Below are 26,776 nucleotides of genomic sequence, written 5' to 3'. Positions count from 1 at the left end.
GGGCTCGCGAAGACGGCGCATTATTATGATTCTTCCCGAAATTTAATTCTCACCCGAAAGAAGCGGGAACGCGCGACGCGATTAATGGTTGAAACGCCGTCCGCGCGGTGGTAAAGTGGCAGTACGGGTGTGCGTTATTCCACTAATACGGCGGGATCGTTACCGGCAGATGTCGAAAATAGACCTGAAAATAAAGAGCCGCGACATCCACGCGCTCCTCGCGGCGATCGAGGCGAACAATCCGGAAGGGGACCTCGATCTGATCAGGAGGGCGTACGAATACGCGAGCGAGGCCCACCGGGACCAGAAACGCTTTTCGGGCGAACCCTATATCGTTCACCCGCTCGAGATCGGAATCATTCTGGCGAATTTGAAGATGGACACCACCACCATCGCCGCGGCGCTGCTGCACGACGTGGTCGAGGACACATCCGTCTCGCTCGAAATCATCAGGGAGCGGTTCGGCGAGGATATCGCGCTTCTGGTCGACGGCGTCACCAAGATATCCTCGCTCAAAAAGAAGACCCGCTACAACGATCAGGTACACAGCATCAGGAAGATGCTGATGGCGACCATCAAGGACGTCCGCGTGATCCTCATCAAGCTCGCCGACAAGGTGCACAACATGCGCACCATCATGTTCCAGCCCGAGCAAAAACAGGTCCGTATCGCGCGCGAGGTGATGGACATCTACGCGCCGATGGCCGGGAGGCTCGGCATGTCGCAGATCCGCGCGGAGCTCGAGGACATGGCCTTCCACGTCCTCCACCCGGGCGAGTTCGAGGAGATCGCCGCCAAGGTGGCCCGGCGCAAGACCGAGATCGAGGAGTTCATCGAGGATTTGCGTTTCATTCTGGACCAGCAGTTAAAGCGCCTCGACATCCAGGCCAAGATCACCGGCCGCGCGAAGCACTTCTACTCCATCTACCGGAAGATGAAGATCCAGGGCAAGAGCTTCGAGGACATCTTCGACCTCCGCGCCATCCGCATCATCACCGCCGAGGTAAAGGACTGCTACGGCATTCTCGGCGTCATCCATACGCTCTGGTCTCCGATCACCTCGCGCTTCAAGGACTTTATCGCGGTGCCGAAATCGAACATGTACCAGTCGCTGCACACTACCGTAATAGGCCCCGACGGCCTGCCGCTCGAGTTCCAGATCCGCACTTACGACATGCACGCCACCGCCGAGATGGGAATCGCCGCGCACTGGCTCTACAAGGACAGGGACTCACTGCACCAGCGCGCGTTCAAAAATTTCCACGTTATGCAGAACATCCCCCGCGCCGATGCCGGGCAGAAGGAAAATGTGGACAGCCGCGAGTTCATGAAAGAGCTGAAGATGGACCTTTACGAGGACGAGATATTCGTCTTCACCCCCAAGGGAAAGATCATGAAGCTCGCCAAGGGCGCAACACCGATCGATTTCGCCTACGCCATCCACACCGAGGTCGGAAACCGCTGCGTCGGCGCCAAGGTCAACAACATGCTCGTGCCCCTCAAGACCGAGATAAAGAGCGGCGACATCGTCGAGGTGCTTACCAGCCCCAAGGGGCACCCGTCGGAGTCGTGGCTGAAGTTTGTCAAATCGTCCAACGCGCGCTACAAGATACGCAACTGGCTGCGCAGGGAAAAGGAGACCGAGCGGAAGCCCGGGGCGCCGCCGGAGACGAAAAAGACCGAAAAAACGGCCGAGGTATCGATCCCCGAGACCGAGCTATTCAAGATAAAAAGCATCTCCCGCCAGAAGAAGATGTCGCTCTCGATCGACGGCACGTCGAACGTGCTCATCAAACTCTCGCAGTGCTGTCAGCCCATTCCCGGCGACGACGTGGTGGGCTTCATTACGCGCGGAAGGGGCATCACCGTACATAAAAAGAGCTGCCCCTCGCTCAAACGGCTCACAAATGAACAGGAGCGCTTTATTGCCATCGTCTGGGAAGGATCGGAAAACACCTACCCGGTCAAGCTCTCGATCCAGGCAATCGACCGGCCGAACCTCCTCAAAGACGTCGCCGACGAGCTCGCCACCTGCAAAACCAACATCATCAAGGTCGAGGCCACGGTGCATGCCGGCGACAACGCGGTGATCAAGCTGGTCCTGGAGGTGAAAAGCCTTGCGCACCTCAGGGATATCATCGGCCGGTTGAAGCGGCTGAAGAACATCACCTCGATCCAGAAGCTCAATGAAAAGGTCCTCGTGAAATAGGCCATGCGCGTAATACTCGGATCATCCTCGCCCCGCAGAAAAGAGCTGCTGCGCGACATCTTCGACGACTTCAGCGTGATGTCGCCCGACGCGGACGAAACGCCCCTCCCCGGCGAAGCGCCCGAGGCGTACGCCGCGCGCGTCGCCGCCGACAAGATGCGCTCGCTCGCGCCGCTTGTCGAAAGCGGGCCGGAAGGAACGCTCGTCATCACCGGCGACACCATCGTTACAATCGGCGGCATGATCATCGGCAAACCCTCCGGCTTTGACGACGCGCTCTCGATACTCGGACGCCTCTCGGGACGGACGCACCAGGTGATAAGCGCCATCACCCTCGGCCTGTGGCGCGCCGGCGACGGAAGAGGGCGATACGTGACGGCGACCGGCATCGAGCGCTCGGACATCACGTTCAAGCCGCTCGACGCACCCTCGCTCGTCGCCTACCTCGGCCGCATCGAGTACCTGGACAAGGCCGGGGCCTATGCAGCGCAGGAGCACGGCGGCATGATCATCGAACGCGTTGAGGGCTCGGTTTCGAACGTTATCGGCTTTCCGCTGCGGCTCTTTTATAAAATGCTCGTCGAATCGGGCGCCGGTGAACTGTTGCTCCACGGTCCGGACGGCACGCCGCGGACGCGCGGCGCCGCGGCGAACCCATAAAGGGATTGACCAAATCCGCCCCGCCGTGCTATCCATTCAACCGGGGGCGGCCTGGACGCCCCACTTCCGCGAGGGGCATGCGCCATGACACAGCGAAAAAAGTACGTCCTCGATAAAAAGTTCCAGTTTAAGACCGCATTTTCTATCATCGCCGTCATCCTGCTTGTGTCGGCCGTTATCGTCGCCGCCATCAGCGCCAACATCAGCATGAACAACCGGCGGCTCAACAATATCATCGTGCTCTACAACAACAATGTGGAGGCGCTCCTCGCCTTTTCTCAGGAAGCCGCAGGCGCCGAGAACCTGCCGATTGCAAACATTTCGGGGATACACGCGCAGAACGTCGCCACCATGGAGAAGATCATCGCGCAGAACAACGCGCTCCTCCGGGGAATCGTCGTATTCATACTGGCCCAGGGAGCCATACTCTTCATCGCTCTTATAAGGAAGACCCACCACATCTCGGGACCCATTTACGTGATGTCCGGATATATGAAGGAAATAATCGCGGGGAAATATCCGTCGCCCCGGCCGCTGAGGAAGAACGACGAGTTCAAGGAGTTTTACGCGCTGTTCGGGGAGATGGTGGAGAGGTTAAAGGAAAGGAGATAGAGACCACACCCGATTCACGCCTCCAGGCTCGATATCTCTATGCTATCTTCGATTAATACTGCGCTTTTTTTCCGTGGGTTCCCGCCGGGGGTGATGATGCTTCGTGAGAGTATGTTTTTCGCGCCGATAGCCTTTTCGAACTCGGCAAACGACGGCGCGTCCGCGGAAGGATCCTCGGACCATTTGCGTTCGTAGAGCCCGAGCCTTCCCCCCACCGGAACGACAAAATCCACCTCATGCCCGTGATGGTCGCGGAAAAAATAAATCGCCGGCCTGCGGCAGCGGTTCGCGTATTTGCGTACCATCCGGCCGAGCATATGCTCACCAAGCATTAGCGCCAACCTTTTCCTCCCGAAAGCTTTCCATCACCTTGCTGATCATTTTTCAATAATAGACTTGTTTCTTAACTATCATCCCGCCCGAAGATAAAAGTTCCATGTTCCACATGATAACATGAATATCAAATCCACGAAACAATCCCGTTGCGACCGCGAAACATACACCGCGACACGCAATCGTTTGACCCCCGCGAAAGAATTTTCGATTTTCGCACGGACGCGGCCGGTCTTCCATTTCTTTTTTTTCTGAGAATTCGTCAACCCTCGCCCCTTCGGTTTTTTCTTGTCTTTTGGCCTGTTTTTGCGCTGTTTTGCGCCATCAATGATAACCAGTTTCTCATCTCCAATAATCCTGCCCGGCTCCTTTATCGATTCCACAGGCAATGATTTGCTTTTCTTTGATGACAATTCCCAAATATCGGCAACAGCCTGAAAAATGCTTTTCCCGTCACCCCGGTTGCCGCTTGACTTGACCGCTCTCCGATGATATCTTTTCCATGTCTATCGGAACACTATCAAATCAAATTTTGGAGGCACTAAGTGAAAAAGTTCCTTACCGCATTGTGTATTTCCCTAACATACCTACTGTTTATCTTTATGACCGAGACCGGCGTGACCGCCGCCAGACAGGAGCGTCTGGAGAAGACCGAAACCCACAGGTTCACCCTGTACCAGGCCCCGGGAGGGGAGAGAGATCCGTATTCTGTCCAGTTTCCGATCAAGCTCGACGAGCCGGGCCTCATTACGGCGAACATTGAGGTGGGAGGCGGCAAAATAAAGGGCGGCGAAGGCTCACCCTTCAAGGTATGGATCGTCGAGGCCAAAGGCATTCAGGATGAGAAGACCAACAATATACCGGACAGATACATCAAGAAAAAGGAACGGTTTAAAACGAAGTCATCCATCAATTACCCCGTCGACGCTGGCGAGCTCACCCGGACCGGCGGTGAATATGTGGTCCTGCTTTCAAACCTGGGCAAGGGCTCGCACGGGGTGGGGACGATCATTATCACCTACCCGGCCAGAGAAAAGACGGAGTCGCCGGGACCCAGGCAGCGCACGAAGAGGGATTAGCGCTTCGGTGGGGCGGTTTCGCGCCGCCCCGCACCCACCTTATCCCCGGCGCCGCCTTTCCCGTCGCGCAATCAATCCGCCGCATCCCCCGCATACCGATTCGGCCGCATTGGGCCCGGCGCCGTCGCGCATTGAGATCACGTTTGGTGCGTTTTGAAAATTGCTTGACAATAATTGAATATTTTATGAATGTATTCAATTATTTAACATGGTCTGTTCCTTGTCCCGACAGGCCTGTTATAAATCCCGGGAACAGAAGGTTTTTCCCCGCCGCCGGCTGGGAAAAACCGTTTTATCGCCCGGTTATGCGCCAACTGCCATGAGCAGAACGATAAAAGAAAACCGGATATTCGACGCCGCGCTGAAGCTTTTCGCGGAGTACGGCTACAAGAAGACCACCCTGGAAGACGTGGCCGGCAAACTCGGCATGACGCCGGGCAACATTTATTTCTACGTCAAAAACAAGAAGGATCTCTACGAGAGGACCGTGCGAAGCGCCCTGGACCGCTGGCGGGAGTCCGTGGCGCTGGCGGTGGCGGCGGAGAATCGCGCGCCGGAGAAGTTCGCCGTGATGGCGGAGCGCTCCTTCGAGTACCTGCGCGACCGCGGCGACATAACGGCGATCCTCTCGCGCGATCCCGACATCTTCACGCTGTCGCCCGATGAGGACCGGTTTCGCGACGTCAACGACGCAGCGATGCGGATCATGAGGGACATCCTGGCGCAGGGCGTACGGGAAAAATCGTTCCATAAGATGAACGTGGAACGCGCGACGGATTTCCTGTTTTCGGTGTATATCATGTTCCTCATCAGGGCGTACGTCAAAAAGGAAGGGGGGAACGTCGAGGAGATGTTCCGGGAGGGCCTGCGGCTCATCCTCCGGGGGCTGTGCCGGTGAGGCCCGGAGACGCAAAGCGCCGGTGCCGCGCCCGCGGAACGGCGCTAAGGCGCGCATAACGGTCCCGCAAGGGGCCGATCACGGGACTCGACACGGGGAAATCCGGCCGCGCCGGACCCCGCGCCGCGCCCGATAGATACAAGGGAGGATTTTATGACGGAAGCAACGCTTCAGGCACTCGACGGTCTGCGCGACCTGTCGACGCTCAAATGGTACGTCATTCCGCTCCTGGCGATCGTGATGTACATCTACGCCACCGAGATCAAAAAGGCGCGGGAGGGCGGCAACTGGGAGGCGGTCTTCGCCGGGCTCACCCTGTTCGGCATGGACTTCGTCAACGAGACGTGGAACGGGTGGGTAATGGTGCTCTCGGGCTACTCGGCCTTCTGGACCACGCCCGGTGACACGGCGCTTCGCACCATGGTGGGATGGAACATCGAGATCATGTTCATGTTTACGCTGGCGGGAATCATCTACTACCACACCCTGTCGAAGGGACAGAACCAGAAGATTCTGGGCCTTCCCGAAAAATGGTTCTGGGCGATCGGCTTCACCGCGTTCAGCGTTTTCGTGGAATGCCTGCTCAACATCGGCGGACTCCTGGTGTGGGACTGGGCCTGCTGGAACCGCAGCTTCGCCGGCATCTGGCTGATCCTTCTTATCGGCTATTTTCACTTCTTCGCGGCCATCATATTCATGCTGTGGCTCAAGACCACGAAGAAGCGCGTCATCTTCATCTCGTCGCTCTATGTCGTGGCGATCATCATGAACGTCATCGGCCTGGGGGTTATGGGATGGGTGTATTGAAAAACGCGGCTTTTCCCCGAGCCTGAGCACGCGGTTTTATTACAACAGCCTCAATGCCTCGCGTAATCGGGACTTCCTTCGCCGCGGGCGGGGGAAGTCCCGGCTTTTTAAGGCAGTTTGTTTTCTTCATTCTCATTTCGACATGACTGGCATTGTTGGGCATTACAATACAGGACCATTTATTAAAATATGACTCTGCTTTCAGGGAGCGGCCGCGACAACACGCTCCCAAATCAATGATTGACATGCCCGGCCCCGCCCTGTACGATGATCCCGCACGCGAATGCAAGGAGCAGCCGGGAACCTGATGCCGGGATTAAAACGCTCATACCTCATCGTCGCGATACTTTGCTGCGACATTACGGCCGCAGCCCGCGCCGCCGATGCCATGTTTCCCGGCAGTGGCGGCGTTTCGCGACTTGCGGGCCCCGACGTGGAGTTCTTCATTGAAGCAGACCATCCCCTTTCGATCGACGAAATAACATCGCCCGGAAACGCCGATCGTTTCACCCGGCTCGAGGGACCGCGCCTCGATATAACACGCGCCGCGCCGCGCGTGTGGCTGCGCTTCCGCCTGGACGAAAAGGCCGCCGGATGCGTATTCGAGGTTGAGCCGAGCTTCTCCATCATCCTCGAAAAAATCGACCTGTATCTGCCGCTCGGGGCCCCCGGAGGTGCGCATACCTATACCGTCGCGCATACCGGCTCGCTTCGCCCGACGCGGAAGGACGTGATATCCTCGCGCTTTTATCTCTTCGAGATTCCGCCGGGTGTGCCGCACGGCGCGCACCTGTATCTGCGCCTCGAAAGCTCGATGGACGTTACCGTACGCTTCAACCTGTGGCGCACGATCGCGCTCCGGCAGCGGGACGTTTTATACTTCCTGGCGTTCGGTATCATCTATGGAATCCTCCTCGGCATGATCGCGTATAACTTCTTCATCTTCGCCTCGCTGAGGGACAGGGCCTACCTGTATTACATCCTGTACATGGCCTCCGCGCTCGCCTGGCAGTTCCACGTGCAGGGGCACACCAAAATGTTTTTCGGCCGGTCTCCCGGGGTCGACCTCGGCCTTCTGTGGGTGCTGGTGGGCGGCGTGCAGCTGTGGGGTGGCGTCTTCTCCATGTCGTTCCTCTCCCTCCGAAAGAACCTCCCGCGCGTCAACGTGGTCATGGGAGCGCTCGCCTCGATGGGCGCGCTCGTTGGGGCGGCGGGCGTCATCGGATGGCACCGCGCGGCATTCGGTCTCTCGCATGTCGGCGGGCTGCTGCTGCCCATCGCGGTCATCGTCGCGGCACTGCTGCGCCTCCGGCAGGGTTTCGCGCCGGCGAGGTATTACATCCTGGCGTGGTCGTTTCTCGCGAGCGGCGGGGTGACCTTCGCGCTTATGGGACTTAAGGTGCTGCCGGTGGCATTCTGGAGCGTGAACGGCGTGGCTCTGGGGATGGCGGCGGAATCGCTCCTGCTGTCACTCGCGCTGGCCGACCGCATACGGACGCTCAAGGAGGAAAAGGAGTTTTTCGAGAAGTCGCAGAAGCGCTACATGGAGCTCAGCATCACCGACAGCCTCACGGGGCTTTTCAATCGCCGTTATCTGCAGAGCAAGCTCGAGAGCGAGATTCAACACTCGCAGCGCCTGGCGCAGCCGCTCTCGCTTGTGATGCTCGACCTGGACGACTTCAAGGCGGTCAACGACCGCAACGGTCACGGCTTCGGCGACATGGTCCTAATGCGCCTGGCGGCGACCATCCGGGCCGTCACGCGCGAGGTCGACGTGGCATGCCGCTACGGCGGCGAGGAGTTCGTTATCATCATGCCCGGCACCACGAAGGCGTATGCGCTCGGCACGGCCGAGCGCATACGCACGCGCTTCGCCGCCGAGCCCCTCATCACCGGTAAAAAACAGGTCGAAACCGTCACGGTCAGCCTCGGCGTTGCCGAGCTGGCCGAGGGCGATACCGCCGATGCGCTCCTCGAGTGCGCCGACAGGGCCATGTACCTGGCCAAACGAATGGGGAAGAACAGGACGGCGACGTAGCGGGGGACCGGCTGGTTGCCGGTTGCTAAACGAATCCTCCCACCTTTCTTCGACAAGCTCAGGACGGGCCGGCGCGACCTCGGTTGGCGAGCGAACGCTCAAGCGCCTCATCGCGACCCGCGTCGGCCAGCACCGCGGCGAACTCGTCGCCACGGTGGCGCACGCCGATATCGTTCTCCCCGAGCTCCGACTGCGGAAAGATCGCCATGAGCTTGAATACATGATCGCCCGCCTCGTGAGTGTAGCGGTCGTTGATCTCCTTGAAGTTGTCGGGCTTTATCATCAGGAGCGCCGCCCCGCCGCCGGGACGGGGCAGGAGGTTGACGAAGTCCCCGCGCGGAGAGGTCTCGTTGCAAAGGCCGGTCCTTTCGTTGAGGAGCTGTTTGACGTTCCATATTTGCCCGGCGATAATCCCGGGTAACCGGTGGAGCATGCGCGCGGCGACATAGGGGTAGTCGCGGAGAAGATCGGCCATCGCGATGCCCACCGCGGGAAAGCGCAGAAGCACCGATTCCTCCTCGATGAAGGCCGCCGCTTTGCGCGGCGCGTTCTCGAGGAATTCGAGTTCACCGAAGGACTCGCCCGGGGCGGGGCCGGCGAAAGGTCCTTCCAAATATTTCCGCTGGTCGATTTTTCGGGGCACAGAATAAATTATTGCGCGAAACGGATTCCAGTCCCGGATGATACCGCAGATTCGTTTTGCTTTGCAGAGAACAGGCGATATCTCCAGGACCTTGTTTCTCTGCTGTCCGTACAAGAAGCATGATGCTCATGCGATTTCGCATTGACAAGACCCGAAGACCCTTTTCGCCGGAGTGCTTATTGGTGATCCTTTTAAAATCATATCCAAAAATTAATGGTTGCATTCGTGAGAGAACCTCTCCACATGTGAATACGCTGTTAATCTCACTTGCGCTTGGATCTTTGAATGGTTTGCGCTCTCCATCTGGCAGACCGTCAGGTGGATAATGGCATTTATATTTACCCGTAAATTTTATGGGACGCAGTGTAAACAAATACTAAGCGCGCATCAGAGCGAAGCTAAAACAATGTATGTGAAGAAGCTTTTCATTTCCATGATCGCCCTCCTTTATATTCCATTTTCCCGCCTCCATGCGGACATAATCGTAACGAAGGACGATATGGTTCTCAACGGTAAGATACTGGAAAAGAAAACGAAACAGATCATATTTGGAAATTACCACGGCGTCTTCATCATTGACATGGCGCAGATAAAGGAAATCCATGAAACTGACAGCTATAAGGAGGATTTATCGATATTCGAGAAGAAGGGTAAACGTGTTGATGAAAATGAGGTGAAAAATAACTACCGGGCGGGGCTCGAGAGGGCCAAAGACCGGAAACTCGATAAGGGCGGAGAGAAAATCGTTCCGGTGCAGTATACACTGATGCTTACACCGTTCTATATTTTCAACGCCGGGAAATTGGGCGGAATAATGCCTCACAGCTCCGGCGTCATGCTGACGGCGGATGTCCCGCTGAAAAGCGATGCCCTTACGAAGTGGGTTCCCGACATCAAAAATACGGGGATCACCGGAATTCGAAGCGAGGTCGGATATTTTACCTCGAAAAAAGGCGTCAAGTCTATTAATGGCCCACGCGTATCATCGGGGCCGGTGTGGGAATTCCCTTTTTCAATCGGAGACATCCGCTTCATGTATACGATTTCACCGGTACTGGGCATCGGCCATTATACTGTCGAGAACAGGTACAAGAGGGTCGCGGCGCTCAAATGGCACGCCGGCTGTATCACAGGACCGACATTCGTTATTCATAACGCCGTCGTCTTTCCCCAGATCAGGCTTGACTACATTTATGACGGCAGCGTCCCGCTGTATGGAATGGGTCTTGGCATCGGCCTGGGTTATCGCTTCTCAATTTAAATCTTTCAAAAACTAAGGATTTATTGTAAGGCCCAAGACACCCCCCCAGGGTTATGCAACGACTCTGTTAATAGCACTGTTTGTGTTGGTGTTCCCATTGTTTGGCATTATTTTAAACTGATGTCCCGTAATTGTCCGAGAATATACCCAGAAGACCGGGAGCCATGTATCTGTTACGATGTATCGCTATCATGTTCTGTTTCGCATCCGCCCTGCTTAACTGCGGATCGGAATTCGAAATACTGCTGGATGATGATAGCTCCATATACTGGACCGAGTCGGACGGCGATATAACTGTGATCCGCTCCAACGGCACCGGAATGCGAACCATCGTGAGCCTCGCGCCGCGCGTTCCCCTCGATGTCGCCCTCGACCTGCATGGGAAAAAACTGTACTGGACCGAGTTCACCGGAAGCCGATACCAGATCAGGCGGATCGGACTGAACGGCGACGGCGAGGAACTCTACATCGATGTACCAGGTTCTCTGAACCATGGACCAACCGCCATTGCCATAGATCCGGCAGGAAGGAAAATCTATTGGAATCGTTACAGATCAGCCCCAGACCGTCTTGAAATAAATCGCGCGAACCTTACAATTCCGGCAACGGGGCAGCAGGGCTGGTGGTCCATTGACGATCCCGCTCGTCCATATGCATACGGTATATCCATCGATGCGATAAACCGGAAATTTTATTATACAGCGGGATCATATTGGAACCTTTACCCTCTCGCCTTCGGCAGTGGCAGCACCGGGCGGGTGTACGCTGGCGAGCTTGATGCCATCAATTCAGTCGTGTGGCCGATTACGGATAACGGATTCACAGACCCATCAATTCCCTTCAGCGGCATTGCAGTCGACGGCAGCGGCGGACATATTTATTATGTGAACAACACTACCGCGGCATTGTCCATCAGACGGGCCGATCTCAATGTCAATAATAGAACTGACTGGGTGGCCGCCTCGGGATTTGAAATGCAGAAACTCGCCCTTGACTTAAAAGAGAGAAAAATATACTGGACCTCGAGCGGCGACAACAGCATCTACCGGGCCGATCTGGACAGGCCGAATTCGGGCATAGAGCGGTTTCTACGGCTTTCAAACACACCCACGGGCATTACCGTCGGACCGTAATATCAATCCTGACTACCGACACCACGTAATTTACTTGCCCCCTGTGGGAAATTCCATTATACTCGAATAATAGAAGAACGTTACCCGTCCACTGGAAGGCGAATCGCCGTGCAGCCAGGCCCGATATTGCTTATACACGCCGTCCCCGCCCTGCTCGCAGTCGCGCTCGCAGTCCGCGCGTGGCGCCGGCGCGACGTTCGCGGAAACAGCTATATGGCGCTGCTGATGGCCGCGGTATGCCTGTGGGCCGTCACCGAGGCCATGGTGCACATGGTTCCCGACAGTCGCCATATGCAGTTCTGGTCGGTTGTCTCGTACCTGGGCAGCCAGACCACCCCGGTCTTCTTTTTTCTGTTTGTCCTCTCCTTTACCTGGCTCGAAGCGCGTGTCGGCCGGCTGTGGCGGTATGCGCTCTTCATCGTTCCCATGCTGTCAATCGCCCTGGCGGCCACCAACCACCTGCACGGCCTGGTGTGGTCGTCCATCACTCCCACCGAGACCGCGTATGGAACGACCGGCGTTTTCGGCCATGGTCCCTGGTTCTTCTTCCAGATTGCATACAGTTACCTTCTCATTTTAATGGCCATCGTGATGCTCGCCCGCGCCGCAGTCCGCCTGAACCACCTGTATTCGATGCAGACGCGCCTGCTCCTTCTGGGCTCGCTCGCGCCCTTCGCCGGGAACATCGTGTACGTGGCGGGCTTTTCGCCCGTGCCCGGCCTTGACATCACCCCCGCGGCTTTTTCCGTTACCGGTCTCATTCTGTCGCTCGCCGTTTCCCGCTTCCGGTTTCTGTCGTCGGGTCCCGTTTCGCGCGATTCCCTGCTCTCGATCATGAAGGACGGAATCATCGCGCTCTCGTCCGATTTGAGCATCGTCGAGATCAATCCCGCCGCCATGCGGATACTCGGCCTCGAGGGGAAAGCGCCAATCGGCGAAACGGCCGGGGGGGCCCTGGGGAACCACCCGGAACTGCTGGCGGCGATCACGCCGGGGGTTGTTTCGGCAACGCTTGTCCGGCTTGGAGACCGGCATGTCGAGCTCGATATCAACCCACTCCCGGCACGGCCCGGCGCCCCTCCCGGGCGAATGCTGGTGCTGCGCGACGTGACCTCGCGCCGGCGCGCCGAAGAAGCCCTGCGCGCGAGCGAGGAGCGTTTCCGCGACCTGGTGGACCTTCTTCCAATAGGCATATACGAGTCCGATTCCGAGGCGCGAATCACCTATGTCAACAGGGCCGCCATGGACATGTTCGGCTTTTCATCGAAGAACATTCTCCCCGGGGATTTTCGAACGGTCGACATTCTTTCACCGGCGGCACGGGAGAAGTGGCCTTTAATCAGGAGAATGCTGGCGACGCGCGGAATCGCCCTGAACCTGGAACTCGAAGCCATGCGCGCCGACGGCACGACCTTCCCCGTCATCGTCAACGCCTGCTCCATCGATCCCGACGACTTCCTTCGCGGAACCCGTGGAGTCATCATCGACATCACCGAAAGAAAGAGCGCGGAAACCGCGCTCACCGAGCGAGAAAAGCGTCTTTCGGCAATCTTCGACAACGCCGGCGCCGGCATGGACCTCGTCAACGCCGACGGCAGGTTCCTCAAGGTCAACAAGGCCCTGGCCGACATGCTGGGCTACACCGTGGACGAACTCGAGGGAATGTACGTCACCGAGGTAACGCATCCCGACGACATGCGCGCCAGCGGCGAAAAACTGCGGGCCCTGCAGAGCGGCGAGGTTGACGCGTACCAGATGGATAAGCGCTACATACGGCGCGACGGCACCATCATCTGGATCAGCCTCTCGGTGACGCCCATACGCAACACCGACGGCGGCACGGAGGCGATCATCGGCCTGATCTCCGACATCACCGACCGCGTCGCGGTGGAGGACGCCCTGCGCGCGGCCAAGGAGGCCGCCGAAGAGGCAAGCCGCGTTAAGAGCGAATTCCTCGCCAATATGAGCCACGAGATCCGCACCCCGCTTAACGGCATAATCGGCCTTGCCCACCTGGCCCTCAAGACCGGCCTTACCGACAGGCAGCGCGATTACCTCGACAAGATCGGCGCTTCGGCGAAGATGCTTTCAGGTATAATCAACGACCTGCTTGATTTCTCGAAGATCGAGGCCGGGCGCATCGAACTGGAAGAGGTCGACTTCTCGCTCGACGATATTTTGAAAAACCTTCTCGCCGTGCTCGGCCGCCCCGCCGAAGAAAAGGGACTCGAGATTTTTCTGCATATAACTGCGGGCATGCCGCTCGCTCTCCGCGGCGACCCGCTGCGACTGCAGCAGGTGCTCTTCAACCTGCTCAGCAACGCCGTCAAGTTCACTCACCACGGCGAGGTGGTGCTGCGCGTCGAGGCGCCGGTGCGCCCCGGTGACGGTGCCGACCGCCGGATCTCCGTCAGGTTCACGGTGCGCGACACGGGCATCGGCATACCCGTGGAGGATCAGGCAAAGATATTCCAGTCATTCACGCAGGCGGACACCGCCATCACCCGCCGCTACGGAGGCACGGGCCTTGGGCTTTCCATTTCCAAAAGGCTCGTGGAGCTCATGGGCGGAGAGATAGGCTTTACAAGCGTTCCGGGGAGCGGATCGCGCTTTTATTTTACCGTCCCGCTCGAGATGCGGAAGCCCGGCGAGCCGGCGCTGCGGCGCACGGCGGAATTCGGAAAGCTTCGCCTCCTTGTGGTCGACGACAGTGACACTTCGCTCGAGATACTCGACGAAAGCCTCACATTTTTCGGGTTCACCGTTACGACCGCGCGCTCGGGAGCGGAGGCGCTTTCCCTTATAGAGGGGAACCCTCCGGGCTTCTTCGACCTGGCCCTCATCGACTGGAAGATGCCGGACCTCGACGGCATCGAAACCGCCGCGCGCATCCGCGCCCTCTCAAAGAAGATGCGCGTTCCCGAGATCATCATCGTCTCGGCGTACGATCCCGATATCGTCAGGGAGCGCTCGGGCAAGGTCGGCGTACGACGCGTTCTGCCCAAACCGGTTACTCCCTCCGTCCTCCTCGAAAGCGTGATGGAAGCGCTGGGAATCAGCGGGCGAAGCCCCGAACGCGTCCGGGGCGACAAACTGGCCGTTGCGGCGAAGGCGCGATATACGGGCAAGGCCGTGCTCCTGGTGGAAGACGATCCCATCAGCCGCCAGGTGGTACGTGAACTTCTTAAGCCCGAGGGCATAGACGTGGTCGAGGCGGTCGACGGGGCCCGGGCGATCGAACTGCTCGAACAGGGACTCTTTGACCTTGTATTCATGGATGTGCAGATGCCGGTGATGGACGGCCTGGAGGCGACGACGAGGATCCGCGCCGACGCGCGCTACAGGGACCTTCCGATCGTGGCGATGACCGCCTATGCGATGAGAGGCGACCGCGACCGGTGCCTTGAGGTCGGAATGAACGATCACCTGCCCAAGCCCGTGGACCCGGACGCGCTCTTTGCCGCGCTTTCCCGATGGCTCGGTCCCGGCACGGCCGCTGAAAACGCCGCCGGCGTCAAGGAAACACACCCTGCCGAAGCCGGGGCTGCGTTAAGCGGAATTGACATGGAGTTCGCGCTGCACAGGATGCGCGGCGACGAGGGCTTTCTGCGGCAGCTCGTCGCGCAGTTCTGTGATCTCTATGCGAACGCCCCGGCCGTGATCGGCAAGCACCTGGAGGCCGGCGAGACATACGACGCGCGTCGGCTCGCCCATTCCATCAACGGCTCGGCCGGTACGCTCGGAGCGCTCAGACTGCAGAAGTCCGCCGCCGCCCTCGAGAAGGTGATCGCCGACGGCGGCGCCGATATCGCCGCCCCGCTTTCTGATTTCGGCCGTGAACTCGGCGTAGTGCTTGCCAACCGGGCCCCATCCCTGAAAGATGACGAAATAAAACATGCCGCTCCCTCGACAGGACCGGCAGAAGCGCTCGGGCTGCTCGCGCGGCTACAACGCGAAACGGCCGCAGGGAGCTACGGCGCGCTCGACACGTTCGCCGCGCTTAAGAGAGCGTGGCCGGGGCGCGCGCCCAAGGACCTCGCCGAACTTGACAATGCGCTCGCGCGCTTCGACAATGAGTCGGCGATATCGCTTATCGCCAGGTTGGAAAAAAAACTGAATGGAGGACGCTCCTGAATGGGCAGGGAAAAGATACTGATCGTGGATGACGCCCCCACCCCGCTTCGTGTGCTGGGCGAGCTCTTAAGGGACGACTACGACCTGTACACCGCGACCGACGGCCGGCAGGCCATAAAGCGCGCCTTGGAAATACTTCCCGACCTCGTTTTGCTCGACGTCATGATGCCAGGCATGGACGGATATGCAATCTGCGCCACTTTAAAGAACGAACCGGCGACGACCGATATTCCTGTCCTCTTTATAACCGCAAAAAGCGAACCTAACGACATAGTGCGGGGCTTCGAGGCGGGAGGGCACGACTATATCACCAAGCCCTTCAATCCCCGCGAACTCTTCGCGAGGATCCGGACCCATCTCGAACTGCGACGCTCGCGCCTGGACCTGCGCTCGTACGCGGAGGAACTCGAGCGCCGCAACGATGAGCTTAACAGGGTGCGCGCGCGCCTGGAGGTGATGGCGCGGATCGACCCGCTTACTGGCCTGGCGAATCGCCGTTATGCGCTGGAGCGCCTCTCGTCCGAGCTGTCGCGCTCGTCCCGCCACGGCGAGCCCTTCTCGCTGGCGATGGCGGACATCGACGACTTCAAGCTGTTCAACGACACCCACGGCCACGAGGGCGGCGACGTGGTCCTCAAAAGCGTGGCCGACATCCTCGTCTCCTCGGTGCGGAAGGAGGACATGGCCTCGCGCTGGGGTGGAGAGGAGTTCCTGTTGATATTTCCGCGATTGACGATGGACGGCACGATGGCGGTAACCGAAAAGCTGCGCGCGGCCGTCGAGGCGGGCAGGCCGGAGTTCAAAGGTAATAAACTGAAGGTGACGGTCACCATTGGCGTGGCCGAATACGATCACTCGATCGATCTCGACGCCAACATCAGCAGGGCCGACGGGGCGATGTACGAAGGCAAACGGGCCACCAAGAATTGCGTGGTCGCCGCCCGCCCCCGGGCCTAAACCCAGGCGACCTTCGAGGCGGGACCGGCGCGGTCGATTCCGATGCACTCGAGCGCCGACAGGCGCGCGAGCTCGCGCTCGACATCGGCGATACCGTAGCCGATTTCTCTTTCCACAAAGGCGGCGAAATCCGACATCACAATTTTATCCGTCGCCCCGTCCGGAAGTCCGGGGTACCGCTCCACTACCTGTCCCGAGATGAGCCTCTCGCTGAAATCGAATGAAAGGATGCCTCCCAGCATGTCCTCGTCGGTGCTCGAGATGCCTTCACCCCGTTTCTTCCGCTCGCCGATGGCCTCGACGTAGCGCCGTATTCCCCCATTGAACTCGTTTACGATGCGGTCGATCTCCTCGTGCGACATGTGGACGGACTCGGCGACCGACCGGTTGGCGTCGTAGAGGTCCCAGTCGTCGGTGAGGATGCGCATGCCGTACTCGGCGGCCTTCTCGCGCACCTCGGTGCCGGGGAAGGGCGCGAGGATGTGGTAGCCGTACATGGGGCTTAAATTCCGGGCGAACTCCATGGTAGTGCGAACGGTCTCCGGCGTCTCGCCCGGCAGGCCCAGGATGTACGATGTCATGGGTTCGATCCCCGCCGCGTTGCAGAGGTCCACGGCCGCCTTCGCCTTCTCGAGCGTGATGTTCTTTTTTACGAGGTCCAGTATCTCCTGGTTCCCGCTCTCTATACCGAAGCACAGCGTGGTGCAGCCGGCGGTCTTCATGGAGTTGAGGAGCTCCTTCGACACCGTGTCGACCCGAGCGAAGGCGGTCCAGCGGTGACGTATGCCCCTGCGCACGATCTCCTCGCAGATGGAGATGCAGCGATTCTTGTTGGCGGTGAAGAGGTCGTCGACGATGTTGATCTGCCGAAAGCGCATGGTCGACAACAGCTCGAACTCGTCGACAACGCGCTGCACGTCGAGGTAGCGGACCTTGCGGCCCACCATGCGGCTTCCGACGCAGAATATGCACTTGTTGGGACAGCCCCGCGAGGTGACCATGTTGATGGGGAAGCCGAGCGCACGGTAGCGCGAGAGCGAGATAAGGTGCCTCGCCGGATACGGCAGCACGTTGATGTCGGGGATGAGGGGTCGGTCGGGGTTGTGCCGCACCGAGCCATTCGAACGGAGCGAAACGCCCTCCACTTCTTCGGGGGGCGAACCGGTCTCGAGCGAGCGGAGCATTTCGGTGAAGGTGATCTCGCCCTCGCCGCGGATTATGTAATCCAGGAAGTGGTGGCCGCCGAGTATGGCGTCGGCGTCGAAGCTCACGTGGGGCCCTCCCATCACGGCAATCACTTTGGGATTTTCTTCCTTGTAGTCGCGCAGTATGGAAAGCGCGCGCTTCACATTCATGGTGACCGCCGTGGAACCGACCACGTCCGGCCGGAAGGCGGAAAGCACTTCGCGGACGCGCGCACGCGAATATGGCTGTACGATATAATCCTCGACCAGCACCTCGACTCCCTCGCGCTCCAGGTACGCCCCGAGCGATATGACCCCGAACGGCGGAGTGGGTGATTCCTCGAACGGATAGGGCGGATTTATGAGCAAGACCTTCATCGGCGTTACCTTTGCTTGATATAGAGGCGGTTTAAAATATCCATTTGGGAAAGGCTTTTTGTAAAGAAAATAAAACCGCCGGGGTATTTTTTATCCCCCGCAACGGGAACTTTACGGGACAGACCGGCGTGCGCGAAATACCCGCTAAAATAAAAAATTTTCTTGACGCCCGGGGGTGCCGGCTCCTATATAAGAGCTTCGCGGCGTTACGAGGCTTCCTTTGTTGTATTACGACAATTTTTATGGATTTTAACAGAATATCAGGCCCGACAACCGCGAACACAGCGTCAAGAAGGTGAATGATGGTAAAAGAGAAGATTTTCTGCGCAAATTGTCAGAACTGCATCGTGATACGCCAGTATGAATCCGAGCCCGACCGGTACGTACTCAGGGTGAAGTGCCTCAAGAAAAAATGGGTGAAGCGCTCCGGCGAGGAAAAGCTCTATAAATATTTCACGGTCGCCCGGCGTATCATGGACGATTGCGACAGCTTCGTGGACGCCGGCGAGCTCTTCCCATATATAAAAAACCTCAGGAAAGAACTCCCGATCAAAGACGAGATCTATTCGACCAGGGGGTAATCCATGGCCCTTACCACCTTTTCGGGCGGGATACATCCGCCCGAAAACAAGCGCCAGAGCGAAGGGAAGGCCTTTTCAAACCTCTCGGTCCCGCAACTCTGCTACATCCCGCTCCAGCAGCACATCGGCAAGCCGGCCAGGCCGATCGTGGAGGCGGGCGAAATCGTACACGAAGGCCAGCTCATAGGTCTGGCCGACGGTTATATCAGCGCGAACGTGCACGCTTCGGTGCCCGGCAAGGTAGTGGGGATATCCGAGCACCCCACCGTGTATTCGAAGCGGGGAATGTGCGTGGTGATCGAGGCGCAGGGCTCGTTTTCGACCTCGGGCAAGCCCCTCGAGCCCTCGGCCTGGGAATCGATGAGCGGCCTCGAGCTCCTCAACCGCGTTGCCGAGGCGGGCGTTGTCGGCCTCGGGGGGGCCGCGTTCCCCACGCAGGTAAAGCTCCACCCTCCGGGCAACCGCCCTATCGAGGCGCTCATCATCAACGGCGCGGAGTGCGAGCCCTATCTCACCGTGGACGACATGCTCATGCAAACCTTCCCCGGCGAGGTCATCGAGGGTGTCCGCATGGCGCTGAAGATCCTCGGGATAACCACCGCCTTTATCGGCGTGGAGGACAACAAACCGCGCGCCATCGCGGCACTGAAAAAAAAGCTCGCGGAGATCAGACCCTCCGAAAACATCCGGGTTTCGACGCTCAAGACCAAGTTTCCACAGGGCGCCGAGAAACAGCTCATCTACAGCCTCACGCGTCGCGAGGTGCCGTCGGGTGGACTCCCCATGGACGCGGCGACCATCGTGCAGAACGTAGGCACCATCTTCGCAATCCGCGAAGCCGTTGCGCTTGGCAAACCCCTCTTCGAGCGCTACGTCACCGTAACCGGACCGTGCGTTAAGAACCCCGGCAACTACAAGGTGCGCCTGGGCAGCCGCGTTTCGGACGTCATCGAGGAATGCGGCGGACTCGTCGCCGAGCCGGCCAAGATAATCATGGGCGGGCCGATGTGCGGGACGGCGCTCGACAACATGGACATCCCCGTGGTCAAGGGCACCTCGGGCATCCTGGTACTCGGGAGGGAAGAGGCGCGCTCCCTGGACTACCTGCCCTGTATACGCTGCGGGCGCTGCGTGACCGTGTGCCCGGCGGGGCTCGTTCCCTCCGACATGGTCAACGCCATCGAGAAGGGACGGCTCGACCTCGCCGAACAGTCGCACCCCTTCGATTGCATCATGTGCGGTTCGTGCGCGTACGTTTGTCCCTCGCGCAGGCCGCTTAACCACTTCATCAAACTCGCGCAGGAGAAGCTGCGCCGCAGGCAGAAAGAATAGGTTATCCGGGGGTGAACAACGACCATGCAGGATGAGAAAAAAGCAGCCCCCGGGCTCTTGCTGTCGAACGCGCCGCATATCCACGCCGGCCAGTCGCTTGAATCGATCATGTGGCTGGTGGTGCTCGCCCTGGCCCCCGCGGTGGCGTACTCGGTGTACATCTTCGGTCTGAACGCGCTCCTGCTGACCGCCGTTTCGGTGGCGGTGTGCGTGGCGGCCGAGGCGGCCTTTTGCTTTCTAATGAAAAAACCAGTTACGGTCACCGATGGCTCCGCCGTAATAACCGGGATACTTCTGGCGTTCAACGTACCGCCCAACGCACCGCTCTGGATGATAGCGATCGGCGCGGCGTTCGCGATAATCGTCGCCAAGCAGCTTTTCGGCGGCATCGGCTTCAATATCTTCAACCCGGCGCTGGCGGGCAGGGCGCTCCTGATGGCCTCGTGGCCGGTGCACATGACGACGACCTGGCACCGCTTTGAGCCGACCAACGTGCTCTCGCAGGCGGCCTCGAACGTTGCCGGGCTCCCGGAGCAGGCCTACGACATCATCACCCAGGCGACGCCGCTCGGCGCCCTTAAAGACGGCCCCAGGCTCCTCGCCGACCTTGGGGTCGCGCCCGATGCCGTGTACCGCACGCTCTTCACCCCCGAAATGCTCAAATCGCTTTTCATCGGAAACATAGGCGGATGCGTCGGCGAGACATCGGCGCTGCTTTTGCTCGTCGGAGGACTCCTCCTGCTTTACAAGCGCATCATCTCCTGGCACATTCCGGCTACCTACATCGGCACGGTCGCCATTATCATGTTCGCCTATTATTCGCTTACGGGCTTCGCGTACGCCGCCGAGGCGACGCTCTTTCACATTCTTTCGGGGGGACTGTTCCTCGGGGCCTTTTTCATGGCGACGGACATGGTCACCTCACCGGTAACGCCGAGGGGCATGATCGTCTTCGGCGTGGGCTGCGGCGTGCTCACCTGTGTTATACGGCTGTGGGGAGGATACCCGGAAGGCGTCTCGTACTCGATTTTACTGATGAATTCCACCGTGCCGCTCATCGACCGGTTCACCAGGCCGAGGGTTTTCGGAACGAAACACGCGTGAAGGGGCGCACAGATGAATGCTTCCATACTCAGATCGACGTTCATTCTCGGGCTGACCGCATTTGTAGCGACCTTTGCGCTTTCGCACATCAATGCGATCACCTACCCCATCATCCAGAAACAGGAGCGCCAGAAACAGGAAAACGCCCTCGCGCTCGTGCTTCCGGGCTATTCGATCGGAGAAGAACGGAGCGCCGGGGGGGACGGATACAACTTCACCTACTGGATCGGCGAGAAGACCGAGGGGAACAGGACAATCAGGGCCTATGCCTTTATCGCGGAAAAACCAGGGTATAGCGGGGCCATCCGCACCATTGTGGGCGTTGACGAAAAAAGCACGGTGCTTGGTATTTCGATAATCCGCCAGTCCGAAACCCCCGGCCTCGGCGACAGGGTGCTCGAGGCGGCAAGCAGCGCGACCTTCTTCCAGGCGATAACCGGCAGGGCGCACGAGGGCGGCGAAGCGCCGTCTCCATGGTTCCAGGAACAGTTTAAGGGGCTGAACGCGGCCACAAAAATCGAAATCGTCAAGAAGGGAGACTGGAACGAGGCGATGCGCGACGAACTTTTACGGAAGAACAGCGTCTCGGCAATAACTGGCGCCACCATCACCACCAGGGTCGTAAAGGACAGCATCGAGGAGGGCGTGAGGACCCTGAAAATGGCGCTCGACGAACACGCGAAGGCGCAGGAGGCACCCGTACGATGAACTACTACCGGGAATTCTCGAAAGGGCTGTGGGAGAAAAATCCCATCCTCATTCTGGGCATCGGCCTGTGTCCCGCCCTCGCCGTTTCGACATCCGTGTCGAACGCATTGTGGATGACGATGGCCGCCACCTTTGTGCTCATCTTCTCGAACATTTTCGTTTCACTTATAAAGTCGATGGTTCCGTCGCACATCCGCATACCCATTTTTATCGCCATCATCGCCACCTTCGTCATCATCGTCGAGCTGACGCTAAAGGCGTTTCAGCCGGACATCTATAAATCGCTCGGCATCTTCATCCCGCTCATCGTGGTAAACTGCATCATCCTGGGACGCGCCGAGGAGTTCGCCTCGAAAAACACCGTACTGCCCTCGGTCCTCGACGGGCTGGGCATGGGGCTGGGATTCGGCCTCACACTTACGGTACTCGCCTTCTTCAGGGAGATCCTTGGATCGAACAGGCTCTTCGGCTACACCCTCATTCCCGGCATGGAGCCCGCCACCATCATGACCCTCGCGCCGGGGGCCTTTTTTACCCTGGGCATAATGCTGTGGGGCATGAACGCGCTCAAGTCGCGGAAAAGGAGGTAACAGCGTGGAGATAAAGGCTCTCTTCGTCATACTTATATCGACCATCTTCATAAACAACAACGTGCTCTCGCAGATGCTGGGCCTGTGTCCCTTCCTGGGCGTTTCCAAAAAGCTCGACTCTGCGCTGGGCATGGGACTCGCCGTCATCTTCGTGATGGTGATGGCCTCGTTTTTCACCTTCCTAATCTACAGGTACATCCTGCTGCCGTTCGACATCGCGTACCTGCGCACAATCGCGTTCATCCTCGTCATCGCGGGACTGGTACAGTTCGTCGAGATGGTGATAGAAAAAGTGTCGCCGGTGCTCTATCACTCGCTGGGGATATTTCTTCCGCTCATCACCACCAACTGCGCGGTGCTGGGCGTGGCCGTGCTCAATACCGAGGCCGGCTTTCTCTCCGGCGACCTCGGCCTGTTAAAGGCCGTCGTGCAGGGCCTCGGCGCGGGGCTCGGCTTCACACTGGCGCTCCTCCTCATAGCCGGCATCCGCGAGCGCCTCGAGATCGCGGACATACCCGAAAACTTGAGGGGGCTTCCCATCACCTTCATCGTGGCGGGCCTCATGGCAATGGCGTTCCTCGGGTTCTCGGGAATGAAGATATAGTCCGTTTATGCGCATTACCGAACCAGAAATAACCCTGCTCTCCGTAACCCCCCGCGCCGAAAAGCTCATCGAGGAGGCGGGGCGTACCTGCTACCTCTCCTTCGACAAGATGGACGACACGAGCGAGGCGAACTTCATCCGCCGCTGCATCAAAAACGGCCATCACTCAATACTCGAGCACGCCTCGGCGAGTTTCCGCATACGCGGGGCCTCGCGCGCGTTCACGCACCAGCTGGTTCGCCACCGCGTGGCGAGCTTCTCGCAGCAATCGCAGCGCTACGTGAGCGAGGAGGAGTTCAACTATGTCGTACCGCCCGATGTCCAGGTGCACGACGAAGCCGGCGCGCTCTTCGACGAGTTCCTTGAAAACGCGCGGCTCACCTACAGGCGGTTGCGGGAGATGGGAATAAAAAAAGAGGACGCGCGCTTCGTGCTTCCGAACGCGCTTGAAAGCGAGATCGTATTCTCGGCCAATTTCCGCGAGCTTCGGCACGTCTTTGCGCTGCGCTGCGCGCGGGGCGCTCAGTGGGAGATACGCGCCGTGTGCCTGGCGATGCTTCGCGTTATGCAGGTGGAGGCCCCCTCGGTGTTCGGCGATTTCATCATCGACGAAACGACTAAAACGGCGCGCTCAATGCTATAGCTCGAAGCGCAGTTCGATCACCCCGTCGGCCAAAATCGATTTCGGTTTGACCTCCCCTTTCCCGAAGACCCTCAGCATCTTGTCGTTCTGAGGGAGCACTGTCGCCGTCAGCCGCTTTATTCCCCTGTCTCGGGCGATCTTTATGAGGTAGTTCAGCAGAAAGGTCGAGATACCCCGCCCCTGGTACTCCTCGTCGACGATAAACGCCATCTCGTACGCGTCGATCCTGTCGTGATAGGCGTAGCGCGCCTCGGCGATGATCCGCTCGGTACGATCTTTCTGTAAAATGCCCACGATAGAGAATGTCTTTTCATAATCGATGTTTACGTACTTCTGCATCTCTTTGTGGGGCATAATCGAAAGCCTGGCAAAATAGCGCAGGTACTTCGACTCGTCCGAAAAATGGTAGAAAAGCCTGCGCATCATGTCCTCGTCGGAGGGGAGTATCGGGCGCAGCTTGAGCTCGAGGCCCCCGCCGAATGTCTTAACGGTCTCCATGTCGAGCGGATAACTGCACGTAGTGTCGCAGACATATATCTGGTCCTGATAGGCGTAGCCGTACTTTTTGGCCATGACCAGGAGTTTTTCCCGGTGAGAGGGGTGCGCGATGTCGATCATGGCCAGCACCCGCTCGCGGATCGACTTGCCGAACAGGCGCGCCACCCCGAACTCGCTCACGACATAGCGCGTCGCCCCCAGCGTGGCCCTCACCCGCTCGCCCTCCTCATGGGCAATCACGATATTGCTGTTGCCCTCGGGGTCGACCGACTTGAGCGCCACTATCGCCTTACCCTGTTTGGTGAAAGCGGCGGCTATGGCGAAGTTGAGTTTGCTCTCGTAACCCGAAAGCAGGTTGTCGCCCGAATGGAACACCACCGACTCGCCCGTAATGTCTATGCGCTTGACGTTCATTATGCTGGTCAGGCGTGAGAGGCGCTGGATCACGAAGGGATTGACCAGGCGTGCAATCGGATGGAACTCGAAAACCGGGTTACGGTCCACATAATCGTAAAGAGCGCGCGTGCCGTAACAGTAGCTTGTCGTGACCAGGCCCCCGCTGACGCGACCGCGGTCGAGCGAGATCGCTCCCGACTCGACAAGGTCGATCACCCAGTCCGAGATCACGTGCGTGTAGACTCCCAGTCGCTTCTTGGAGCGGAGGTTCTTTGCGATCGCGTCGAACATGCTCCCGGCGTGAAGCACCACCGTTGATTCGTCCTCGATCAGGTTGGTAATGTGCCAGCCGATGCGCTCCATGATAGAATCGTACTTCGTCCGTTCGCGTTCGAGGAGCGGCAGCGAACTCTCGACGAGAAAGTCGACCTGGTTTACGTGGATGCTGGTTTCACCATAGGTGACCGGCACCGCCGGATTGATCTCGGCGATAACGAGGTCGGCGTTCTTGATCGCGATGTTCGCGACGTCCACGGCCACGCCGAGGTTGATGAAGCCCCGCCTGTCGGGAGGCGACGTCTGTACGACGGCGATGTCGACCCCAACGGCCCCCGACGAGAGGATGAGCGGTATCTCCAGGAGGTTGGCCGGAATAAAGTCCACCTTGCCTTCGCCGATGTCGCGTACAATGCTTTCCCCTATATTGAACGTCTTGAGCCGGTACTTGGATGTCTGGCTGGCGTCGGATGGCAGGTAATCCCCGAGCGTGATGAGCTGTATAATTTCGAGGTCGAGGAGGTTCTTTTCGTCCGAATCGACGATCGCCTTGACGGTCAGCGCCGGAATGGCCGGCCCGCTGCTGAGGAAAATGCGGTTTCCAGGCTTGATGAGCTCGAGGACCTGGTCGACCGAAACGAGCTTTTCTTTATAGTCGCCGACGGTTTTCATATGCGCCGTCCTTCCTTCCTGGAAATGATTCCACCTATTTCGCGCCGATGGAACCTCACACCATAACTGTAGCGCCTGCAGGCGTATCTTCATGTAAACCCGGGCGAAATGAAAGAAAATTATAATTCGCGCGGACGGAAAACCCGACACCATCGGCCCGCCACCCGTGCGTTGCGGACGGCGGACACCGCCCCGGCGCCAGTTGGACCTGCTCACAATAAATATAGTTGATAAATATATCAGTATCCATATATTAGACTTGACTAATTTATTTAGCGTAGTCCCTATATCCACCAACGGGGGAACAACTCATGAAGCAGGGCGACGATAGCGCGGGCAAGGAAGAATTCTTCGAGAGCACCGAACTCTCGGCCAACATGGAAGACTACATGGAAACCATAGCGCTCCTCTCCTCGCTTAACCGGGTGGTGCGGGTCAAGGACATCGCAAAGACCCTTAAAATTACCATGCCGAGCGTCACCGCCGCGCTGAACAAGCTGCGCGAAAAAGACCTCATCCATTATGAGAAATACGGCTTTATCGAGCTCACCGGCAAGGGAAAGCAGGTGGCGGAGCTGGTGTACCGCAAGCACTCCTTCCTCAAGCGTTTCTTCGGAGAAATTCTTCGAATGGAGCAGAGTTCGGCCGATGAGGAAGCGTGCCGTATCGAGCACCACCTTTCGCCCGAGGCCTGCCGCAGGCTGTACCGCCTGGTGGAGTTCCACGATGCCGAGCACGGGTCGGAACGCGAATGGACCGACCAGCTCCAGATCATGATGGAGGAAGTCCCCCTGAACGAGCTCAGGGAGGGCCGGTCGGCGGCAATCGTCAAGGTGCTCGGCGACTCCCCCCTCCGCAAACGGCTGATCGACATGGGATTCCGAAAGGGGGAACGAATCACCGTGATCAAGTACGCGCCGCTGCGCGACCCCATAGAGCTTTCAATTAAGGACTACCGCCTCTCGCTCCGGGTCGAGGAGGCACGGAACATCATCGTCCGGCCCCTCGAACACGGCAGGCACGGGCGGCGGCACGGCAAGGAATAG

23 protein-coding genes are annotated in these 26,776 nt (G+C 58.7%); 19 read left to right on the top strand and 4 right to left on the bottom strand.

Annotation, left to right across the window (positions count from 1 at the left end):
- Positions 1 to 169: 169 nt before the first annotated feature.
- From VLM75_02730 to VLM75_02720, 3 genes are all read left to right on the top strand, one after another.
- Positions 170 to 2,209 carry a bifunctional (p)ppGpp synthetase/guanosine-3',5'-bis(diphosphate) 3'-pyrophosphohydrolase gene (locus VLM75_02730; GenBank protein HSV95832.1) on the top strand — a complete coding sequence of 680 codons (2,040 nt, stop codon included), beginning with the start codon at positions 170 to 172 and terminating at the stop codon, positions 2,207 to 2,209.
- Between the two features lie 3 nt (positions 2,210 to 2,212).
- Positions 2,213 to 2,869, top strand: a complete 657-nt coding sequence (locus VLM75_02725) for a nucleoside triphosphate pyrophosphatase (protein HSV95831.1) — start codon at positions 2,213 to 2,215, stop codon at positions 2,867 to 2,869.
- 84 nt (positions 2,870 to 2,953) lie between these two features.
- Positions 2,954 to 3,481, top strand: coding sequence for a hypothetical protein (locus VLM75_02720; GenBank protein ID HSV95830.1), 528 nt, complete (start codon positions 2,954 to 2,956; stop codon positions 3,479 to 3,481).
- A 14-nt stretch (positions 3,482 to 3,495) separates the two neighbouring features.
- Here the strand turns inward: VLM75_02720 and VLM75_02715 are convergent, their stop codons facing one another.
- On the bottom strand, positions 3,496 to 3,813 hold the full coding sequence (locus VLM75_02715) for a hypothetical protein (GenBank protein ID HSV95829.1): 318 nt from the start codon (positions 3,811 to 3,813) through the stop codon (positions 3,496 to 3,498).
- A gap of 618 nt (positions 3,814 to 4,431) precedes the next feature.
- Here VLM75_02715 and VLM75_02710 point away from each other — a divergent pair.
- The 4 genes from VLM75_02710 (at position 4,432) to VLM75_02695 (ending at position 8,636) form a co-directional block, all read left to right on the top strand.
- Entirely contained in the window at positions 4,432 to 4,893 is a 462-nt protein-coding gene (locus VLM75_02710; protein ID HSV95828.1) for a hypothetical protein, read from the top strand.
- A gap of 319 nt (positions 4,894 to 5,212) precedes the next feature.
- Positions 5,213 to 5,791, top strand: a complete 579-nt coding sequence (locus VLM75_02705) for a TetR/AcrR family transcriptional regulator (GenBank protein ID HSV95827.1) — start codon at positions 5,213 to 5,215, stop codon at positions 5,789 to 5,791.
- 153 nt (positions 5,792 to 5,944) lie between these two features.
- Complete coding sequence (locus VLM75_02700) at positions 5,945 to 6,598, top strand: hypothetical protein (GenBank protein ID HSV95826.1); 654 nt, start codon at positions 5,945 to 5,947, stop codon at positions 6,596 to 6,598.
- Between the two features lie 307 nt (positions 6,599 to 6,905).
- The gene (locus VLM75_02695; protein ID HSV95825.1) at positions 6,906 to 8,636 is read left to right on the top strand and encodes a diguanylate cyclase; all 1,731 of its coding nucleotides are present in this window, start codon (positions 6,906 to 6,908) and stop codon (positions 8,634 to 8,636) included.
- A 58-nt stretch (positions 8,637 to 8,694) separates the two neighbouring features.
- On the opposite strand, the gene VLM75_02690 is transcribed toward VLM75_02695, so the two are convergent.
- A complete protein-coding gene (locus tag VLM75_02690; protein HSV95824.1) occupies positions 8,695 to 9,249 on the bottom strand; it encodes a diguanylate cyclase in 555 nt (184 codons plus the stop codon).
- Positions 9,250 to 9,685: 436 nt separating this feature from the next.
- Here VLM75_02690 and VLM75_02685 point away from each other — a divergent pair, with 436 nt between their 5' ends.
- From VLM75_02685 to VLM75_02670, 4 genes are all read left to right on the top strand, one after another.
- The gene (locus VLM75_02685) at positions 9,686 to 10,540 is read left to right on the top strand and encodes a hypothetical protein (protein ID HSV95823.1); all 855 of its coding nucleotides are present in this window, start codon (positions 9,686 to 9,688) and stop codon (positions 10,538 to 10,540) included.
- A 191-nt stretch (positions 10,541 to 10,731) separates the two neighbouring features.
- Positions 10,732 to 11,673, top strand: coding sequence for a hypothetical protein (locus VLM75_02680; protein HSV95822.1), 942 nt, complete (start codon positions 10,732 to 10,734; stop codon positions 11,671 to 11,673).
- Between the two features lie 108 nt (positions 11,674 to 11,781).
- Positions 11,782 to 15,807, top strand: coding sequence for a histidine kinase N-terminal 7TM domain-containing protein (locus tag VLM75_02675; protein HSV95821.1), 4,026 nt, complete (start codon positions 11,782 to 11,784; stop codon positions 15,805 to 15,807).
- Complete coding sequence (locus VLM75_02670; protein HSV95820.1) at positions 15,808 to 16,764, top strand: diguanylate cyclase; 957 nt, start codon at positions 15,808 to 15,810, stop codon at positions 16,762 to 16,764. It abuts the gene before it with no gap.
- Here the strand turns inward: VLM75_02670 and VLM75_02665 are convergent.
- Positions 16,761 to 18,326 (bottom strand): radical SAM protein, encoded by a 1,566-nt coding sequence (locus VLM75_02665; protein ID HSV95819.1) that lies wholly within the window; start codon positions 18,324 to 18,326, stop codon positions 16,761 to 16,763. The genes VLM75_02670 and VLM75_02665 overlap by 4 nt on opposite strands.
- A gap of 299 nt (positions 18,327 to 18,625) precedes the next feature.
- Here VLM75_02665 and VLM75_02660 point away from each other — a divergent pair, with 299 nt between their 5' ends.
- Genes VLM75_02660 through thyX form a run of 7 tightly spaced genes read left to right on the top strand, consistent with a single transcriptional unit; the run spans position 18,626 to position 23,888 of the window.
- Positions 18,626 to 18,907, top strand: a complete 282-nt coding sequence (locus VLM75_02660; GenBank protein HSV95818.1) for a hypothetical protein — start codon at positions 18,626 to 18,628, stop codon at positions 18,905 to 18,907.
- A gap of 3 nt (positions 18,908 to 18,910) precedes the next feature.
- Positions 18,911 to 20,239 carry an electron transport complex subunit RsxC gene (gene rsxC, locus VLM75_02655; GenBank protein HSV95817.1) on the top strand — a complete coding sequence of 443 codons (1,329 nt, stop codon included), beginning with the start codon at positions 18,911 to 18,913 and terminating at the stop codon, positions 20,237 to 20,239.
- 24 nt (positions 20,240 to 20,263) lie between these two features.
- Positions 20,264 to 21,343: an RnfABCDGE type electron transport complex subunit D gene (locus VLM75_02650; protein HSV95816.1), complete on the top strand. Its 1,080-nt coding sequence runs from the start codon at positions 20,264 to 20,266 to the stop codon at positions 21,341 to 21,343.
- A 12-nt stretch (positions 21,344 to 21,355) separates the two neighbouring features.
- Positions 21,356 to 22,051 (top strand): FMN-binding protein, encoded by a 696-nt coding sequence (locus VLM75_02645; protein ID HSV95815.1) that lies wholly within the window; start codon positions 21,356 to 21,358, stop codon positions 22,049 to 22,051.
- Complete coding sequence (gene rsxE / locus VLM75_02640; GenBank protein ID HSV95814.1) at positions 22,048 to 22,641, top strand: electron transport complex subunit RsxE; 594 nt, start codon at positions 22,048 to 22,050, stop codon at positions 22,639 to 22,641. Before VLM75_02645 ends, rsxE begins: the two co-directional genes overlap by 4 nt.
- Positions 22,642 to 22,645: 4 nt before the next feature.
- Positions 22,646 to 23,245: an electron transport complex subunit RsxA gene (gene rsxA, locus VLM75_02635; GenBank protein HSV95813.1), complete on the top strand. Its 600-nt coding sequence runs from the start codon at positions 22,646 to 22,648 to the stop codon at positions 23,243 to 23,245.
- A gap of 7 nt (positions 23,246 to 23,252) precedes the next feature.
- Positions 23,253 to 23,888 carry an FAD-dependent thymidylate synthase gene (gene thyX / locus VLM75_02630; protein ID HSV95812.1) on the top strand — a complete coding sequence of 212 codons (636 nt, stop codon included), beginning with the start codon at positions 23,253 to 23,255 and terminating at the stop codon, positions 23,886 to 23,888.
- Here thyX and VLM75_02625 read toward each other — a convergent pair.
- On the bottom strand, positions 23,883 to 25,730 hold the full coding sequence (locus VLM75_02625) for a GNAT family N-acetyltransferase (protein HSV95811.1): 1,848 nt from the start codon (positions 25,728 to 25,730) through the stop codon (positions 23,883 to 23,885). The two genes, thyX and VLM75_02625, sit on opposite strands and share 6 nt — an antisense overlap.
- 311 nt (positions 25,731 to 26,041) lie before the next feature.
- Here VLM75_02625 and VLM75_02620 point away from each other — a divergent pair, with 311 nt between their 5' ends.
- A complete protein-coding gene (locus VLM75_02620) occupies positions 26,042 to 26,776 on the top strand; it encodes a metal-dependent transcriptional regulator (GenBank protein ID HSV95810.1) in 735 nt (244 codons plus the stop codon).

This window comes from Spirochaetota bacterium (genome assembly GCA_035477215.1).
Taxonomy (GTDB): domain Bacteria; phylum Spirochaetota; class UBA4802; order UBA4802; family UBA5368; genus MVZN01.
Note: the sequence above shows the minus strand (reverse complement) of the source record. Positions and strands in the feature narration are given on the sequence as shown.